Annotated in this window: 13 protein-coding genes and 1 pseudogene; 5 read left to right on the plus strand and 9 right to left on the minus strand. The window is 67.9% G+C overall.

Annotated features, from left to right (window positions below):
- Positions 1-159: 159 nt before the first annotated feature.
- The 6 genes from D4B81_RS08710 to D4B81_RS08735 are packed head-to-tail and all read right to left on the minus strand — an operon-like array spanning position 160 to position 7,714.
- Positions 160-1,158, minus strand: a complete 999-nt coding sequence (locus D4B81_RS08710; RefSeq protein WP_122262040.1) for a glycosyltransferase family 4 protein — start codon at positions 1,156-1,158, stop codon at positions 160-162.
- Positions 1,155-2,276, minus strand: coding sequence for a glycosyltransferase (locus D4B81_RS08715; protein WP_237565908.1), 1,122 nt, complete (start codon positions 2,274-2,276; stop codon positions 1,155-1,157). The genes D4B81_RS08710 and D4B81_RS08715 overlap by 4 nt, the downstream gene beginning before the upstream one ends.
- On the minus strand, positions 2,273-3,277 hold the full coding sequence (locus D4B81_RS08720) for a glycosyltransferase family 4 protein (RefSeq protein ID WP_161965070.1): 1,005 nt from the start codon (positions 3,275-3,277) through the stop codon (positions 2,273-2,275). Before D4B81_RS08720 ends, D4B81_RS08715 begins: the two co-directional genes overlap by 4 nt.
- Entirely contained in the window at positions 3,274-4,398 is a 1,125-nt protein-coding gene (locus D4B81_RS08725) for a glycosyltransferase family 4 protein (protein WP_122262043.1), read from the minus strand. The genes D4B81_RS08720 and D4B81_RS08725 overlap by 4 nt, the downstream gene beginning before the upstream one ends.
- Positions 4,395-5,720: an O-antigen ligase family protein gene (locus tag D4B81_RS08730; RefSeq protein WP_122262044.1), complete on the minus strand. Its 1,326-nt coding sequence runs from the start codon at positions 5,718-5,720 to the stop codon at positions 4,395-4,397. Before D4B81_RS08730 ends, D4B81_RS08725 begins: the two co-directional genes overlap by 4 nt.
- Complete coding sequence (locus D4B81_RS08735) at positions 5,717-7,714, minus strand: glycosyltransferase (RefSeq protein WP_237565909.1); 1,998 nt, start codon at positions 7,712-7,714, stop codon at positions 5,717-5,719. Before D4B81_RS08735 ends, D4B81_RS08730 begins: the two co-directional genes overlap by 4 nt.
- A gap of 51 nt (positions 7,715-7,765) precedes the next feature.
- Between D4B81_RS08735 and D4B81_RS18065 the strand changes: the two genes are divergently transcribed.
- Positions 7,766-9,283 carry a tyrosine-protein kinase domain-containing protein gene (locus D4B81_RS18065; protein WP_161965071.1) on the plus strand — a complete coding sequence of 506 codons (1,518 nt, stop codon included), beginning with the start codon at positions 7,766-7,768 and terminating at the stop codon, positions 9,281-9,283.
- Between the two features lie 31 nt (positions 9,284-9,314).
- Positions 9,315-9,578, plus strand: a complete 264-nt coding sequence (locus D4B81_RS08750) for a hypothetical protein (protein ID WP_122262046.1) — start codon at positions 9,315-9,317, stop codon at positions 9,576-9,578.
- Between the two features lie 8 nt (positions 9,579-9,586).
- On the opposite strand, the gene D4B81_RS08755 is transcribed toward D4B81_RS08750, so the two are convergent.
- Entirely contained in the window at positions 9,587-10,453 is an 867-nt protein-coding gene (locus D4B81_RS08755; protein WP_122262047.1) for a hypothetical protein, read from the minus strand.
- Between the two features lie 130 nt (positions 10,454-10,583).
- Between D4B81_RS08755 and D4B81_RS08760 the strand changes: the two genes are divergently transcribed.
- Positions 10,584-11,729 carry an acyltransferase family protein gene (locus D4B81_RS08760; protein ID WP_122262048.1) on the plus strand — a complete coding sequence of 382 codons (1,146 nt, stop codon included), beginning with the start codon at positions 10,584-10,586 and terminating at the stop codon, positions 11,727-11,729.
- A gap of 28 nt (positions 11,730-11,757) precedes the next feature.
- Here the strand turns inward: D4B81_RS08760 and D4B81_RS08765 are convergent.
- Positions 11,758-13,001 (minus strand): annotated as a pseudogene (locus D4B81_RS08765) (dicarboxylate/amino acid:cation symporter).
- Between the two features lie 130 nt (positions 13,002-13,131).
- Here D4B81_RS08765 and D4B81_RS08770 point away from each other — a divergent pair.
- Both D4B81_RS08770 and D4B81_RS08775 read left to right on the plus strand, forming a co-directional pair.
- Entirely contained in the window at positions 13,132-14,385 is a 1,254-nt protein-coding gene (locus tag D4B81_RS08770; RefSeq protein ID WP_122262049.1) for an NAD(P)/FAD-dependent oxidoreductase, read from the plus strand.
- Positions 14,386-14,482: 97 nt separating this feature from the next.
- Positions 14,483-16,687: a hypothetical protein gene (locus D4B81_RS08775; RefSeq protein ID WP_161965072.1), complete on the plus strand. Its 2,205-nt coding sequence runs from the start codon at positions 14,483-14,485 to the stop codon at positions 16,685-16,687.
- A gap of 23 nt (positions 16,688-16,710) precedes the next feature.
- Here D4B81_RS08775 and D4B81_RS08780 read toward each other — a convergent pair whose 3' ends face one another.
- On the minus strand, positions 16,711-17,844 hold the full coding sequence (locus D4B81_RS08780) for a hypothetical protein (RefSeq protein ID WP_161965073.1): 1,134 nt from the start codon (positions 17,842-17,844) through the stop codon (positions 16,711-16,713).
- Positions 17,845-17,926: the final 82 nt, after the last annotated feature.

Raw genomic sequence — 17,926 nt, forward strand, 5'->3', positions numbered from 1 at the left:
TGCGCACTTCACGATCAACCTTCCAACTCCAGGGACCCACCCTGTATTCGTGCATCACCGACTTCATGTGCCTCAATTCCGAAGCCAGACCTGGGGGGAGGGCACTTAAGGCCCGAGTGCGCGCGCTCTCGCGGGACGTCAGCTTGCGCTTTTGCAGTTTCATTCTGCACCCTCCAGCCGCCGTGAAAGATCGAGTATTTTCTGGGCCGTATGGTCCCAGCCGAACCGCGATCGGACCGCAGCGGGGTCGACCGGCACGACATCGTCGGAAACGACACGCCGGAGGCTGTCTCTGATGGACTCCACGTCCTTGGGGTCAAAATAAACGGCCCGTTCGGCGGCGATCCACCGGAATACAGGAATGTCGGATACGACCAACGGAGCTCCCAGGGCTGCTGCCTCGATGAGTGGCAGACCAAAGCCTTCATCCAGGCTGGGTACGACAACGGCGCGCGCGCCGCGGTAGAGAGACCACAGCTCGTCATCAGTCACGTATCCAAGCGATAGAATCCCGTCAGATTCGTCGATGAGGTGCTGGGACGCAGCAAACACGGTGCTGTTGGTACCGCCAACAACCACCAGAGAACACTGGCGTCGTGCGTCCGAGGGGAGAGAAGAATACGCCTGGATCAGTCGGTCCAGGTTCTTGCGGGGGTCTGTCGACGCGACGGCCAACAGATAGGGGCGGCCGAGGGGCCACGGCCGCACCGTTTCGAGCGCCGGGGCAGTCACACCATTGGGAGCAATGACGGAAGGAGTTTCGTCACCAAAAAGGGCGATGTGGCGGCTGCGTGTGGCCTCGCTGACGAAGACCAGTCCTGACGCCCCGCGAATCTGAGCCTTCAGTACGGGGGCGTGGGTGACGACGTACTTCGGGGAGTACCATTCCGGATTGCTGAGCACGAAATGATCGTGCACGACCACCACGTGACACCGGTGCAACGCTGGGCCCCGGGAGGTGAGGGTGATGAGGACCTCGTCCCTGCCCCACAGCGACAAACCCTGCACCTGCGTCCAGGCCAGCCACCGGTTGGTGGAGATGCGCACCGGACGGGCAACCACCCCCGGATGTGTGAGTAGTCGACGGGTTACCTCGGAGGCGTATCGCTGCTGACCCGTTGTGCGCTGACCCTGCCAAGCCGCGTTAACGACGATCATCGATCCTCCAGATGCGAGATGATCTTGGCGAAGTCAGCGACTCGCTCCGTCCAGTCGGGTGCTCCCGTCCGGGTGGACGTGACGGGAGGATCTGTCAACAGGGACGCCACCATTGGTGGAAAGCCAGCACCGCTTCTGACGTGCACCAGAGGAGAGTCAGAGTCTCGGAAGCCGGGAACTGCTGTGGCCACGACGGGCCGACCAGACGCTTGATACTCGTACGCCTTGATGGGGTCCAAGCTTTCGGTGAAGTCGCTCTGGACGTGTGGGACTACAAGAACAGCGGCGTGCTGAAGGTAGGCGGGGACCGATGACGCGGGACGCCGCCCGAGCAACTGCACCCCGCCCTCCGCGAGGGCATTCACCTCTGCGTTTTCCAGGGCAATAGGACCGAGAAGGAGCAGTTCACCGACGCCCCTGACCGCCTTTGCCGTCTCGATGCAGAGGCCGATGTCAAGACGATCACGGTGGAGGGTGCCGACATAGAGCGCGTAGGGCCCCTTAGGCAGGTCGTTGGGTCGCGCGTGGATCTGTGCGTAGGCGCACGTGTCCACGGCGTTGGGGATCAGAACGGTGGACTTGCTCCCGGCGGTCTTGCTCTGCAACGCCCGCGAGCAGACCACGACGACATCCACGTGCTCGAGCAGCCGGCGTTCCTGCGCTGCCGTGCGATCCGCCTCTCTTCGTGGCCGCTCCGCTGCCAACCAGTCGTCGGTGATGTCATAGAGGGTGCGCCAGCGTGTCAGGTCGACCACCTCAGCCCCTTGCGGATCGTTGACCCAGAGGAGCGGGAGGTCGAAGCCCAGTTTCTGAGCGACCTGCACGACTCGGCGCGCTCTTCTGGTGTCACCCCCCGGGTCTATTCGACGTGGCAGCCATTTGGTCCCCTGGTAGGCCCATAGGCGCCCTTTGACTCCCTCCAGGTCGTGCACCTGCCTCAACCCGGTCCCTCGAGTGCGTGGCAACTTCTGCTTCCACGCGTGCAGGGGGTCCTCCGGTGGCTCGACGAAGAGCACCCTGAGATCCGCCCTCGTCTTCAGGAGGCCGGCGATCACGTGCTGATTGCGACGCCACACCTCATCCCACGCCTCCAGCGAGATCACCACGAGATCTGTCACCCGAGCAGCTCCTCGTAGACCGAGCGCGTCTCCGTCGCCTGGCGGTGCGGGGTGAAGCGATCCCGTTGTGCGGCCTGCAGACGCTCGCCGTAGACCTGTCGCCAAGGCGCATCTATGGCGAGCCTGCGTAGCAACTTGGCGGCGTCTTGCGCGGAACCGGGTGGGAACAACGCCGCGCCGTCGACCGGTCCGACCGACTCGAGATGCCCACCTGCTGCACTAGCCACCACCGGCAACCCGCAAGCCATCGCCTCGACGACGCTAAGCCCGAAAGGCTCGGCGGGCGCCGTCGCCAGGAGGATGGAAGCCTGATCCATGAGTGCGGACACGTCGTCGGAGAACCCCAGGAGGTCGACGTTCCCCTCAATCCCCAGTTCTGCTGTCCGTTCTCGCAAGAGCGCAACGTGGCTACCGGTGCCGGCGATCACCAGGTGCCACCCCCCGTCCACGAGCCCCGACAGGGCGAATGCCTCCACGGCGAGTGCGGTCTGCTTCTCGGGCTCCAGCCGCTGGCACACCAGCACGATCCGCTCCCGGGCAGGGGCAAGCGGCCTCTCGGGGACTCCTGCGTAGATCACTGTGCTTTCACCGTCGATAGCACTCGCGACGTACCTGCTCACGGCTATCTGACGGGCAGTGCGCCGACGAATGATCGGGGAGGCCAGCCTGCCAGCCCATGACCTGCCCCGGCGCGCCGCGAAGTGTCGTGTGACGACGCAGGGGCGCCGAACGAGCGCCAGCGTCGCCGCGGTCTCAGCGGCAGTCATGTGAGTGTGGACGACGTCACCCCCCCCTAAACGCCTGAGCGCGGCACCGACCTCCGCCGTCGTCCTGGCTGGCAGGTGGAGCACCTCCGGGCCGAGCTCGCTCTCCATCTTGTGAGGGGCTCCTCCGATCACCCGGACCTCATCTCCCAGCGCCGCCTGGGCTCGAGCGAGCACGACGATGTGCCTCTCAACACCCGCGAACGCGTCTGAGCGGACGGCATGAACGACCTTCACACCGTCGACCCCGTCTGCAGGCTGGCCATTCGGGTGAGGTAGGCCTTCGCGACCTCCGCCCAGGTCAAGCTCTGCACTGCCTCCCGCGCCGCGCGCCGGCATCCTGGTGCAGGAAGCAACTCCACATCCTGTATGCGCCTCGCGATGTCGTGCGGTGAGCCCGTGGTCAGATAGCCGTTGTGCCCGGGATCGATCACGTCGGGGGCACAACCCACTGGTGTGGAGATCACAGGCAATCCGGAGGCGAGCGCCTCGGTCACGACCAGTCCGTAGCTCTCGTAGGCGCTGGGCTGCACCAGAACGTCTGAGGCCCAGTAGTAGGCTGCGGGGCTGGTCGCCCCGACCAGGTGGCAGCGGTCGCCCAGTCGCGCGACGCGCTCGTCGTTCCGCAACTGAGCAAGGGCCTTCTGGTCTCCACCCACCACAACGAGGTGATGGTGCGGAGGAAGGAGCAGGAGTGCCTCGACAAGACTGAGCAGTCCTTTCCTACCGAACTCATGACCGACGAAGAGCACTGCGTTGTCGTCCTCCTGAAGCCTCAACGTGGCTCGCACCTCGCTTCGCTCAATCTCCGACGGTGGGCGGTAGACGTCAAGGTCGACTCCGTTGGGGATCACCCAGGTGGTCGATCCAACACTCCCGAAGGTCGTGCGCAGCAAGTCGTCCTCCACCGACGAGAGATTGACCACCGCGCTGTGTACTCGAGAGCGGTAGCGGAGACAGTCACGAGTGGTGGTGAAAAGGTGAAGGGGATTTCGCAGCAACCTGTACCACGCATGTCCCCGCGCCTGCATCGCCGCGACCAAGTTGCCGTGGTTCACGTAAACATCCCCAGCCAGGACATCGTTGTGACAGACAATGATGGTCCCGGGGGGTGAGCTGGCTAGGTGTCGCCGCGCCAGCACGGTGCCTACTGTCGAGAACCACAGCACCCTGGCAGCGAGCGCTCCCTTTTCCGCGATGCCGGTCAGGCCGGTAGGGATCCACCCGCCCCGAGCCTCGACCAGGGTGAATCGGGTGACGTCGTGCCCAGCGGCCTTCCACTCCCGTTCCAGATGGAAAGCGACCGCGCCCACACCGGTTCCGGGCCCGACGTGGGGAGCGATTTGCACGATCCTCATCGGACACCAGCAAGTCGGCGCTCGTTCGGGCGCTGGCTGGAGGACTGCGCCGCACCAACCGAGAAAGCGGCCGCACCGAGACTGACCCCGGCGACCAGGAAAGGAACCGAGACGCTGATACTCACCCAGAACAGGTCGAACTGCCCTTGGATCAGTCGGCTGAGCAAGAGCGCAAACGCCGCCGTCCCAAAGACCGGGTCTGTTCTCCAGAGCACGACAAGCATGCCGACGATCATCACGCCGAACCCCGCCAACCCGACAACGCCTGCGGTGGTCAGCACTTCCAGCGCCACGTGGGGAGGTTCGTACTGGATCGGCGCGCCCTCAGACCTCCAGAACCGCAAACCCCAGCCTAGCCACGGCCGCTCGAGGAAGACCGCATATGACTCGGCGTACCAGTCCAGTCGCTGGAACCAGGAGTTGTGCACGTTTCCCTCGGCCATCTGGTCTCTGGCGATGGTGGCGACCAATGCGATGACCGGCAGAATCCCGAGCAGCGCCAGCACGGACCGTCGGCGTTCGCCCTGCCCGCGGAAGGAGATGATGAGCAGGGCCACCGCCAGTGCCACCAATGCCTGGCGCGACTGGGACACCAGGATCGCGGCGACAAAGACCCAGAAAGCCACTAGGGCTGGCCTCCGTGTCCACCCCATCCACGATGGGTGCGCATAGGCCAGAGCGGCCGCGAACCCCAGAAGGGTGCCGATGAAGTTTTTGTGCATCGGCCAGGGCCAGCGCGGATACACCTCGCTGAGGTCACCACGCGCATACTGCTCTAGCCCTTGCGCGATCGTGGGAAGCGCGAGAGCAAGGCAGGCCACGAGGAAGAATGTCAGGCCCAGACGCGCATGTCCGGTGGCACCAACGGCCCAACCGACCACGAGAGCACCTGTGACGAGGAGCCAGGCATGGATCCACTCCACGGTATTGAGGGAGAACGGGTTGGCGATGACGGTGAACATGGTCGCGGCCTGAAAGATCGCGTTGAGCCAGAGCATTCGCCGGAGAGGCTCGCTGAAGGGGCGGGGGGCGAACAGTACTGCTGGCCAAAAAGCGAGGCCGAGCATCCAGTCGGAGATCGTCATTTCAACGGCCCCAGCACCGAATCGCTCGACCACCACAATGGCCGGCATGGCGAGCAGCGGAAGAAGCATGGGCTGGGCTACGGCAACGGTCAGGACGAGGAGGACGACGACGCCGCCGACGACCAGCAGGGGTTGCTGTGGTATCGCGTACCCCACCACCAGGGCCAGTGCGAGCGCACCCAACATCATGAGAGCCATGGCGGGGAGCCGAAGCCGTTCACGCACCTGCTCATTCATGTGGCCACTCGCTCTCGGGTGGGCCGTTTGACCCCCACGCCCTCGACTCCCTTGGGGCCCCGCAGCAGTAGCATAGCCCGCACCCTTGCGCGGCGGCCACGCTCACCCGGCAGCACGACCGCCCGGGCAGCGGCGCCTATCAGTTGACCCGCACGCGCGTACTGCCAGCCCGAAGCGCCGAAGTGTTTGCGCAGGTAGCGCTCCTGACCGGCATAGAAGTGGGTCTCCCGCTGCAGCGGGTCGTTCGAAGTTCCTGCGCCGACGTGGAGGGCGGTCACCTCCGCCACGAGTCGGTGGTGCCAGCCCATGAGCGATGCCCGCTTCGCCCAGTCGGTCTCCTCGGCGTACAGGAAGAAGTCGTCGTCAAAGGGGCCCACCTGGTCCACTGCCCCCGCCCGAAGCAGCAGCACCGACCCGATGACGTAGTCCTGGTGCCGGTCGTTGAGTCGGCCCAGGCCCACGGCTTCGATCCAGGACCGGGTCGGCGTCGGGAAAGGCCACACGACCCGTGTCGAGCGCCCATCGAGGTCGACCTGCGCGGGCGCGACGCTGGCGAGGTCGGGGTCCGTGCGGAGGACTCGATGCAGCTGGCGCACGCCGTCGGCATCGACAACCGCATCGGGATTGAGCAGCAGCACGTCGGTGCCGGGTGTCTGGCGATCAGCCAAGGCGTGGTTGACACCTGCGGCGAAGCCGCCGTTCCACCCTGGGTCCAGATAGCGGACGCCCAGATCTGCGCACAAGTCGCGGATCTCCTGCAGGGAGGAGTTGTCCACCACCGTGACGGCCAGCTCGCGGACCGGCTCCAGTGCTGTGCGCAGCAGGTCGGCCGAGCCGTAGGCGACGACCACAACCTCCGGGTCCGACGTGTCCGCGACGTCGCTGCGGCTCGAGTGCGTCATCCGGCGGTAGACCTCGTCGTAGCGTCGGGCCACCTGCCCCCAGGAGCACTCCTGAGCGTGCTCCAGACCCGCCTTCCGCAGCCGCTCCCAGAGGCCAGGCTCGCGGCATACGCGCAGCAGTGCCGCACCGAGCGCGCCCGGGTCGCCCTCCGGCACCAGCAGCCCCGCCTTCCCGACGACGTCGGGCAGCGCGCCGCTCTGGCTCACGACCACCGGCACCCCCGCGGCCATCGCCTCGACGACGACCCGGCCGAACTGCTCGACCCATCCCGGTGTTGTCAGCGAGGGCACCGCCAGCACGTCCATCGTCTGCAGCAACCCCGGTAACTCATCCTGGGTCGCGGTGCCGGCGAAGCGCACGCGCTCCCTGAGCCCGGGCTCGGCGGCGCGCTGCCGCAGCTCGTCCCCCTGGGGTCCGGCACCGACCACGGTGAGTGCCAGCTCGGGGTGGGCGGCCACGGCGTCGAGCAGCACGTCCACCCCCTTGTGCGGAGCGAGCCGACCGACATACCCCACCTGCACAGGCGATTCCTTGACCGGTGGCTGACGGTCTGCCGGGTAGAACCGCTCGACGTCGACCCCCAGCGGGATGACGTCGGGCACTCCTGGGAAGCCCTTGCGTCGGCAGATCTCGCCCGCCTCGGTGTTGCAGACGATGACGGCGCTCGCGTGCCGCAACGCCCAGCGCTCCCACCAGCGGAAGGGCAGGGGGTAACGCTTCTCGAGGTTCTGCGCGGAGTAGAGGGCGTACGGGGCGCGGTTGCGTCGCAGCCGGCGGATCACCAGCGCCTGGAGCGTCGAGACGGCGAACGGCTCCTCGTGAAGGTCGATCAAGTCCCACCGCTCACCCATCGCGCGCCACAGCGGTCGCGGGTCGTAGGCGAACAACGCCGGATGCGTCCCTACGGTCGAGACCGGGACCACGGAGCCCACGGGCTCCATGGCGTGCGGGGTCAGGGTGAGGACCGTCCCGCCCTCGTTCCAGCGACGCGCGGACAGTAGGCGCACGTCGTGGCCCAGCCCCCGCAGCCCACGCTCCCGCGCCCTCCATGCCGTCATCACCCCGCTGTGGAACAAGCGGAGTACGCGCATGCGCATAGACTACGTGTCATCCGTCTTATTTCCTCACGGGAGGAGGGCCCCGTGACGGTCCGTGACTTCCTGAACTCGCTCCGCCACCGCTGGCGGATCGTGCTGGCCACCATGCTAGTCGTCGTCGCGGCGACGGCCTGGGTAACGCTTCAGACCCAGCCGATCTACCAGTCCAGCTCGCGGGTCTACCTGCTGGCGAACAACCAGACTGACGCCTCCAACGTGTACAACATGCCCGCGGCCGAGCTAGAGACCATCATCCAGGTCGCCACCTCCCCCATCGTGCTGGAGCCCGTGCGAGAGCAGCTGGGGCTATCGCCGGCCGAACCCCTCACGGTCAGTGCCAGCCGCGCTGGTGAAACGCCACTCCTCGACGTCACCGTGCGTGCCCGGAGCGCCCAGGTAGCGGCCGACGCGGCGACCTCCGTCCCCCAGAACCTCGCGGCTGTTGCCCGCAGCTTCTCCCCCATGCTTCAGAGCAGCGGCAGCTCCGTCACCGCCGAGGTCGTGATCCCGGCCGCGGTGCCATCGGCACCGGTCGAGCCGGATGTCACCCGCAACCTCAGCCTGGGGGCGCTGGCCGGTCTCATGCTCGGTATGGCGTTCGCTATTGCTCGGCAGGCACTGGACCAACGTGTCCGCAGCACCGCGGACCTGGAATCGATTAGCGACCGGCCGGTGCTCAGCACCATCCCGCTACGCAAAGGCGACGACGACCACGGCATCTACCTAGAGATCGACCCGTTCGGTCCGCAGGCTGAGGCCGTCCGCCAATTGCGCACGAACATGATGTTCGTAGACGTCACGACTGGCAAGCACTCGTTCGTCATCAGCTCCACCCTGCCCGGTGAGGGCAAGACGACGACGGCGGTCAACCTCGCGCTGGCCATGTCGGACGCCGGCACCAAGGTGCTCCTCATCGACGCCGACCTGCGTCACCCGTCCGTCGCGACCAACCTCGGCCTGGAGGGGGCAGTCGGGCTGACGACCGTGCTGCTCGGCGAGGCCGAAGTCGAGGACGTCACCCAGCGCTGGGGTGGCACGAACCTGCACGTGCTCACCTCCGGAGACGTCCCACCCAACCCGAGCGAGTTGTTGGGCTCAGCGAAGATGCATGCGCTGTTCGACGCTCTTGTCAAGACGTACGACTTCATCCTCGTCGATGCCCCGCCAGTCCTGCCGGTCACCGACGCCATGGTTATCGAGAAGCTCACCGGCGGGCTGCTCATGGTTGTCGCCAGCGGGGAGACCCGAAAGCGGCACGTCCACGAGGCGCTACGCGTCCTCTCGACCACGGAGAGCCACGTTGCTGGGTTCGTCCTGACGAAGACGCCGCCAAAGCCCGCCGCCTATTACAGCTATTACACCGGTGAGGACGCCAGCACCAAGCCGGACGGTCCCCGTCGCAGGCGGCGGCGCCCCTCCGCACGGGATCGGCGGATGGCCAAGTCGCACCCACACGCCGAGGCGGCGGCCAACGCACGCATGGAACGCATCGCCACCGAGGACGACCGGGGATCCGGGGAACTGCGCAGCCGCCCGAGGGTGGACCGGCGCACCACTCGTTGACCGGGTCCTTCAATTGCGTGGCTCAACGCGGTTGAAGGAGGCCGAGACGAACGAGGTCATCGAGGAGGTCGTCGACGACGTCTGCGTCGATGTCCTCCCGCGCAACCCCGAGACCGGCAGCCGCCGCCTCGCGGACAGCTGTGACGTCGAGCCCTTCCAGCGCCGCCCGCGCCACCACAGCAGACGCACCCACGAGCACTGTGATCTCACCGCTTCGCAGCGGCGCGGCGTACAGGCAACCGCCTCGGACGTTCCCGTCGGGGCGGTCGACGACACCCCAGCCATCGCCGCGTGACCACGCGGTCATCCCAGACCCCGTCCGTTGCGGTAAGTGCGCCACACCTCTGTTGCAGCCCGCCGCCCACGGTCCACGAACTCCACCGCGACCTCCAGGGGTGAGGGGCGGTGGCCGCGCGTGTTGGCAAGGTGCTCCGTGTTCACGAGGGGTGCCCGGAGCACAGTCACAATCTTGTCCAGCGTTGCGGGTTCGGCCTTCACCCTGGCACGCCACTCAGCCAACCGTCCGCTTGGGGCGCGCGTGGTCCGCCAGAGGTCGTGTTCGCGGTGCGCTCGCACCTCATCCAGAGCGCCACGCGCGGCCGCCCACCCAACCTGCGCCTGGACGGTCGGGATGAGCTTCTCGATTTGTACGGCCAGCTGGTGGTCGATGCTCAAGCCCACCCTCTCCGGTTGCTTCAACCCCGGACTGTTGCGGGCCTCGTTGATGGCAAAAATCAGCGCCTGCGCAACCCCGTCCGGCACCGGACACTGCACCCCGGCCAACTCGGTGATCTGGCGACGGGACCAGAGCGCGTCAAAAGTACCCTCATCCCGTCCCATCCCCATGAAGAAGCGATGGACGTCGGCGTAACCGAGGTGGTCGTGCCAGTACGTCTCCGCATGGCCCGAGGCGGAACCGGTGCGGAAGGACGACCGCCGGGTCCAACCTTGTCTTCGTAGATGCCGGGTAAAGTCCCGCACCTGAGAAGGTCGGACGAGAATGTCCGCATCGCTCCCCCCCTCGGCACGCGAGCGCCATTTGGGCTCGAAGGCGATGCCCTTGACGTGCAGCAGGTCGATGCCGTAGGTGTCGGCGAGGTGCTGCAGCGCCGCGTGCGCGAACTCGATGCGCACAGCGATGTCGACGGGTGCCTCATCCTCGCTGGTCATGTGCTCATCGTGCCAGCCCACGTGTAGCCGACTTTGGTCACCACGGGGGGACACCAGGCAAACCTGACGCGGCTACGCTGCACCTGGGGCGTTCCGCACAGCGCGTGTCCGCGCAATCTTGGAGGTTCACGTGGCAGCCACGCCGTCGTCGATCGATCTCGACCGGAGCCAACGGTTTGAGTTCGTTGACGCCCTGCGCGGTCTGGCCGCCCTGATGGTTCTGTCCTTCCACCTGATGTTCAACTCGGCACAGACCGAGCTGCTGCAGTCCAGCGCACCGAAAGCCTTCGTCGAGCTGAGCCGCTACGGGGCGAACGGGGTGCCGATCTTCTTCGTGATTAGCGGGTTCGTGATCTGCTACTCGGTGCGGCGCCTGCCGCTCACCTTCGCCGGGGCAGGCAACTTCGCACTACGGCGGCAGGTTCGTCTGGATCCCCCCTACTACGTCGTCATCGTCGGCGTCCTGATCATCGCCGCAGCAGAGTCCCAGGTTGCAGGACTAGAGGCGCGGTCCTTCACGATCGGGCAGGTTCTCCTCAACATGGTGTATCTGCAGGACATCGTGGGCGTCCCCGCCATGGTAGCGGTCGCCTGGACTCTCTGCATCGAAGTGCAGTTCTACCTCGTCCTGATCGTCGTCATGCTTGCCACGAGAAGGTGGCGGACGAGCCCATCGACGCAGGGCGGCGCAGTCCGTCTCGTCGTCATGATCTTGGCCGCCCTGTCGTTATTGATGCCATGGCTCGGGTGGTCGACCGGCCCCTGGTTCATGGGCCACTGGTGGATGTTCGCGCTGGGGATGAGCGTGGCGTGGGTGCTGCTCCGAGAGATTTCGATGACGACGGGGTGGGCCCTCCTGGCGGTGACTTTCGTGAACTGTCTTGCATTCAACCTCAACTCACCCGACAGCCTGGGTGGCTACTGGGCGGCGTGGCTGACGGCTGTCGTGCTCCTGCTCACCGTGCGGACGGGCGCGATCACGTCCAAGATGCCGAGACCACTCCTCCTGCTGGGCGCCTGGACGTATTCGCTGTATCTCGTCCACCTCCTCGTGATCGACGTGCTGATGGGCGCGATGTTCAAGATCACCGGCCAGAGCATCGCCGGCGCGTGGCTCGCCTATGGCGCTGGCATTGTCGGCTCGCTCGTTGCGGCGTGGGTGCTCTATACGCTCGTCGAGCGGCGATCTGTGGTCTGGGCGCAGAAACTCAAGCCGAGCTACGTGAGGGAGCATGGCGCGCGACCGCCAGCTCCCGTAACAGAGCAGGCACCCTGAGCGGAGCCGGGCCGTCTCTCGGCTCCGCTCAGGCGCGCGGCGCCACGTCCTCCTCCGGCACGTTCACCAGCTGCCCGTCCGCCGACTCCACGAAGTGGTCGTGGTGCAGCTCGTCGCCGCTGAGCTTGTCCACCACCATCGCGATCGCGCCGTCGCCGGTCACGTTCGTCGCGGTGCCGAAGCTGTCGATGGCGATGTAGGTCGCGATCATCAGACCCACCTGCGGCTCGGTGAACCCGAGCATCGACGTCAGCAGCCCCGCAGCCGTCATGATCGCGCCGCCGGGCACCCCGGGCGCGGCGACCATGGTGATGCCGAGCATGAGGATGAAGCCGATGAACACCGGCACGTTGACCGCCGTCCCGGACAGGAACATCACCGCGAGCGAGAACGCCACGATCTTCGTCGTCGACCCGGCGAGGTGGATCGTCGCGCACAGGGGGATCACGAACGAGGCGACCGGCCGCCGCACGCCCATCTCCATCGCCTGCCGCAGCGTCACCGGGATCGTCGCCGCCGAGGACGAGGTGCCGAGCGCGGTGGCGTAGGCCGGCAGCATGGTCCGCAGCGAGCGCAGCGGGTTCTTGCCGGCGATGGCGCCGGCGACGGCATACTGCAGCAGCAGGAGGACCACGGTGAGGGCGAAGACCAGGACGATCACGCCGGCAAAGGTGGTGACCACCTCCCACACCTGCCCCGCGGCGGTCATGTTCATGAAGATGCCGAGGATGTAGAGCGGCAGCAGCGGGATGATGATCCCGGAGCGATGACCTTCTCGATGATTGAGCGCAGCTCGACGAAGCCGCGGTGCATCGTGTCGGTCGGCAGCAGCGTCAGCCCGATCCCCACGACGAACGAGACCAGCAGCGCCGTCATCACGCCGAACACCGGCGGCATCTCGACCACGAAGTAGGGCGCGAGCAGCGCCTCCTCGGGGTTGGTCACCTCGTCGAAGGAGCCCGGCTGCAGCATCCGCGGGAAGATCGCCATCGACACCGCGAAGGACATCAGCCCAGCGAGGACCGTCGAGCCGTAGGCGATCCCGGCGGTGATGCCCAGCCACTTGCCGGCGCCCTTGCCCAGCTCGGAGATCGCCGGGGTGATGAGGCCCACGATGATCAGCGGGATGATGAAGCTCAGGAAGTTGCCGAAGAGCCCGTTGAACGTCACGAAGATCCGGACGAACCACTCGGGCACGACGAGCCCCAGCAGGACGCCGAGGACGATGGCGACACCGATCTGCGGCAGCAGACCGACCTTGCGCAGCGACATGGGGGAACTCCTTGCGAGCAGGCCCGGCAGACGCCGGTGCGTCCACGGTAGGACCGCCCGACCCCTACCCGGAAGTCCGCTCCGCCGGGGCTGACGCGCGGACCCGGCCGCGCGCCTCTACGGTGGTCCCATGCCCACCACCTCCCGCGACGTCGTGATCGTCGGGGCCGGTCTCGCCGGCCTCACCGCTGCCCTCACCCTGCAGGACGCAGGCGTGCCGGTGCGCGTCCTCGAGGCCTCGGACGCGGTCGGCGGTCGGGTGCGCACCGACCTCGTCGACGGCTTCCTCCTGGACCGGGGCTTCCAGGTGCTGCAGACGGCATACCCGATGGTCAAGGAGCTCGTCGACGTCGACGCCCTCGACGTCCAGCCGTTCACCGCCGGGCTGGCGATCCGCAGCGACCGCACCACCGAGCACCTCGTGGTCGCCGACCCGCGCCGCGAGCCGCAGCTGCTGCCGGCCACCCTGCGCTCGGGCAAGCTGCACCCCTCCAGCGTCTCGGCGCTGACCCGCTGGCTGGCGCCCGCGCTGCGCCCCGAGACGGTGCTCAACAGCGCCGAGGACCTGACCCGCCGCGAGGCGATGGACCAGGCCGGGCTCGTCGGGCCGCTGCGCCGCATCGTCGACGCCTTTCTCGAGGGGGTCCTCCTCGAGGACGACGGCTCCACCTCCAACGCGTTCACGCTGCTCCTGATGCGCTCCTTCGCGGTCGGTCGCCTCGGCGTCCCCGCCGGGGGTATGCAGCAGCTCCCCGAGCAGCTCGCCGCACGGCTCACGCAGCCGGTCGAGCTGGACACCCCCGTCGAGGAGGTCGCGCCGGGGCGGGTGCGCACGGAGGGCGGGGAGAGCGTCGAGGCGGGGCTGGTCATCGTGGCGACCGACCCGCAGTCCGCCGAGGCGCTGACCGGCCGGCCCTCGCCCGCGGGCAAGGGCGTGACGACGCACTGGTTCGCCGTGGACGAGGCGCCGGCGGATCACCGGATGATCGTCGTCGACCAGCGCCACGTCCACGGCCCGGTCGTCAACACGGCCGTGATGAGCAACGCCGCCCCGGGCTACGCCCCCACCGGCCGCCATCTCGTCCAGGCCAGCACCCTGCTGCGCCGCGGGGAGCAGCCGGTCTCCGACGACGTGGTCCGCACGCACGTCGGCGAGCTGTGGGGCGTCGACGCCTCCGGGTGGGAGCTCGTGCGCCGCGACGACGTCACCTACGCCCTGCCCGAGCAGCCCGCCCCCCTGGTGGACCGGGAGGCGCTGCTGGTGGACGAGGGCCTCATCGTGGCCGGCGACCACACGGACACCGGCTCGATCCAGGGCGCGATGGTCTCCGGGCGGCGGGCGGCCGAGGGCTGGATCGCGCGCCTCAACGGTCTGGCGTCCTGACCGGCTCCCCGTTCATGGGCGCCCTGACACGCATCGCCGGCGAGTGTCCGGACGCGTCGTGCCGGGGCAGGACCGCATCCACCCCTACGATGCCGGCATGCGAGGACGCAGAGGGTTCGCAGCAGCGCTGATTCTGGTGCTTCTGGTGGGGGTCGGCTGCACCGATGAGAGCTCCACCGAGGGGTCAGGCACGAGCGACCCGGCACCCACGACGGAGTCTGGCTCCACGACCCGTGCCAGCGTCGATGAGGACGGCTTCAGCGTCGCCCTGGACGGTGTGCTGGTCGAGGGTCCGGCGGGGGTGGCGGACCCCGGCACCGCAGTGGTGGTGAGTCTCCTCGAGCGTGAGTCCCCTGACCCTGACGCAGACATGGCAGCCGTCGTCGACGTGGTCATCGGTGACCACCTGCAACCGCAAGAGCCCGTCTCGATCACCTTCGACCTCGCCGAGCCGCCGGGGGAGACCGTCGAGCATGTCGTCTTGCGCTCGGACTCCGGGAGGGACAACTACGTCACGATCGACCATGACATCGCTGGAGACAAGGTTGTCGTCACCACAGAGCACCTGTCGGTCTTCTCGCTCGTGCAGTTTGACCCCCGGCAGTGGCTCGGCGAGCTGACCAAGCAGATCGAGCTGGCGCTGGGGCTTCAGTACCCCCAGCCGGACTGTGCCGAAAAGGACTTCGGCCACGCGACCGACCTGGGTGACGTCTACTTCATGACCGAGGGCCCGGGTTTGGGGACCGTCTACCTCTGCGCGGACCGGTTGCCCGACGACGAGCTGTCGATGCAGTTCTACTCCAACGGCCCGGTGGCCTGGGAGATCACCGCCGACCCCGCCCCTCCGAGCACGATGCCCATCGTTCAGCTGCGGCTGGGGGACCTGATGGCGACCGCCGGCTACCGGTTGGTCAACGACTACCCCGATAACCGGGCGCTCCTCTCCCCCGGGGCACAGATCGGGATGCGTTCCACGGAGGACGCTCTCCCCGTCAGCTACACCGGGGAGGTCGACCTGCTGTGGGGAGGGGTCGCGCTCGGGGTGGAGGCCGCGCTCGGTGTCGCATCCATCGGGCAGGCCGGCAAGTGGCAGAAGCTGCGCGACGCCGCGGACCTGCAGGACGCGGTCTCCTGCCTATCCGGCACCGTGTCGGCAGGGCTCGACCCCGAGCTCGGGCCCATGATCTCCACCGCGACCACCTGCGTCCAGCGGATGATGGGCGAGATGGTGGGCTCCGCGGACGCGCTCCTGCTGCTCCGTCTGGGCATCGTCTCCCGCCTCCTCATGGTCGCGCCTCAGGGGGTGCTCTCCGCTCTGATCGCGAAGGACAACAGCACCTTCTCCGTCGACCTGCTCTCGATCCGGGCCCGGGCCGCCGAGGGCTACCTCGTCCCGGAGTACTGCGAGCAGCCGGAGCGTCGAGCAGCCGTCGGACAGACCGAGGTCGACGGGAGGTACACCGTGCTGGAGGGCCCCCTCGCCTGGGACGGGCCGGGGGCCCAGATCGTCGCCATGACCTGTTCCTCGGGCGGCGTCACATGGCCCGGTGTGCTGCTCGTCTACGACCGACGCGGGGAGCGGGTCGGTGAGTTCTTCCTCTCCGAGATCGAACCCACCTCCTTCCGCGGAAGCTTCGACGTATCCACGACCACGGTCGACGGGGACGTCGTCGTGGTCCCCTACGGCTTCGAGACCGGAGGATCGAGGCCCTACACCCCCGGGACGATGCGGCTGACCTGGGACCACGAGGCGGGTCGTCCGACCCTCTCGGGAGGGACGGCCACCGCGAGCGTGGTAGAGGCTCCCGCCGGCGGCCGAGGCCTGGGCGTCGACGGCGACTGGGCTCCTGACGACGCGGAGCCGTGGCTCGTCTCCCGGCTCGGTTCCCCGGACCAGGTGACCGAGCTCACCGACTGCTTCCGGGCCGGCATCACCGGTCGCCGGCTGACGTGGGGCGGCCTGGACGTCACCATCCTGACCGAACCCGTCCCCGAGGAGACCTACCTCTACGGCTTCGCCTACCCCGTGGGCGCGGTCAGCGGCTGGACCTACGACCTGGAGCGAGACGGCGGCACCAGCTCCCGGCACCGGGTGGTGGCCGAGGGCGTGCGTCTGCCGATCGACGTCGACACGCTGCGTGCAGAGTTCAGCACGGGTTGGGACTACGCCGACACGGTCACGGCTGAGGACGGCACGATGTCGTTCCAGGCCTTCAGCGGCGACGTCACCGGAATCCTCTACCGGCTCGACGGTGACGGCAGGGCGACCGGCGCCGTGGCCGGCCTCAGCTGCGACCAGTAGGGCGAGCGAGGCTCCACGCCCGTCTACACCGCCGAGCGATCGGCTCCTCCCGCCGTCTGCCCTGACCCTGCGGGCGCGGTGGTGAGGAGCAGGAACGGGGCGATAACCGTCAGGACGGCGACGATGACGCCCCACACGACCGCGCCGCCCCAGCCGATCGTGGACCCATGGAGCAGGATGAGGGGCGTGAGCAGAGCGAGGACCGCTATCCCGTAGACCCGCAGGACGTGCCCCACCAGGAACCGCCAGCCGGCAGAGGTGGCGGAGACGATCGCCTCCCCGACCGTGACGAGGACACCCGCGAGCAGCACCGTGACGGTGACGCCTCCGAGGTGCAGCGACGGCACGAGGTCGGACCAGCTCACCGCACCGGTCGAGACCGCGGCCAGGGCGGTGGTGACAGCGGCGAAGACGGGGTACTTCCGGTCCGTCACCTCCTCCTTCAGGAGGCCGATCCTGTCCTGTGCTGACGCCCCGATCAGGAGTGGGAGAAGCCCTGCGACCGCCACGAGCAGAGCGGAGAGCGCCAGCAGCACGTAGGCCCCGATGCTGAAAAACTGCGTGACGGAGTAGGCGACCAGAACGTCGTTGGTCGCCGCGGCCTCCTCCGCCGGAGGGTCGGCGTCAGGCTCGGGCACGGAGGCCATCAGGTGCCCGTTCGCCGCAGCGCCTAGCGGCACCTGCATCGTCAGCTCCACGGGGCACGCCGGGAGGCGACGGCCCTCGGCCACGGGCACGTCGATGAGGGACACCTCGACCGTCTTGACGCCGCGGAGTGCGCCGCGATCGACAGCATCCTCCGCCTCACTCTGGGCGGCGGCCCCGACGATCGAGGCCGGGACCCCGACGAGGATGGGTTCCTCGTCGCACGGGCGGTCGAGGACCGCCACGGCGTGCGCCTGGGTTCGTTCCAGCGCGACGCCCGTCCGGTCCTCATCACCGGTCTTCACCCCGAGGAGCAGCTCCCACACCCCCGGCAGCACGTGGAACGCCACCTCGTCCTGCAGGAAGGGGTGCGTCGCTGCGGGCTCCTCGACGGCCTCGGCGGACGAGGCCGATACCGGCTCCTCGGGTTCGCCGCCGCTCACCGCCCCCGCACCGAGCCCACCCAGGATCAGCGCGACCACCACGACTGCCAGACGCTGCGGTGTCGTCATACCGGCCCCCCTCCAATCGCGACGGTGCTGCCAGGATCCTCCTCCCCGGCCGGCTCGGCAACCCCCCCCATGGCTGGTGTGC

This window comes from Ornithinimicrobium cerasi (assembly GCF_003702705.1).
GTDB classification, from domain to species: Bacteria; Actinomycetota; Actinomycetes; order Actinomycetales; family Dermatophilaceae; genus Ornithinicoccus; species Ornithinicoccus cerasi.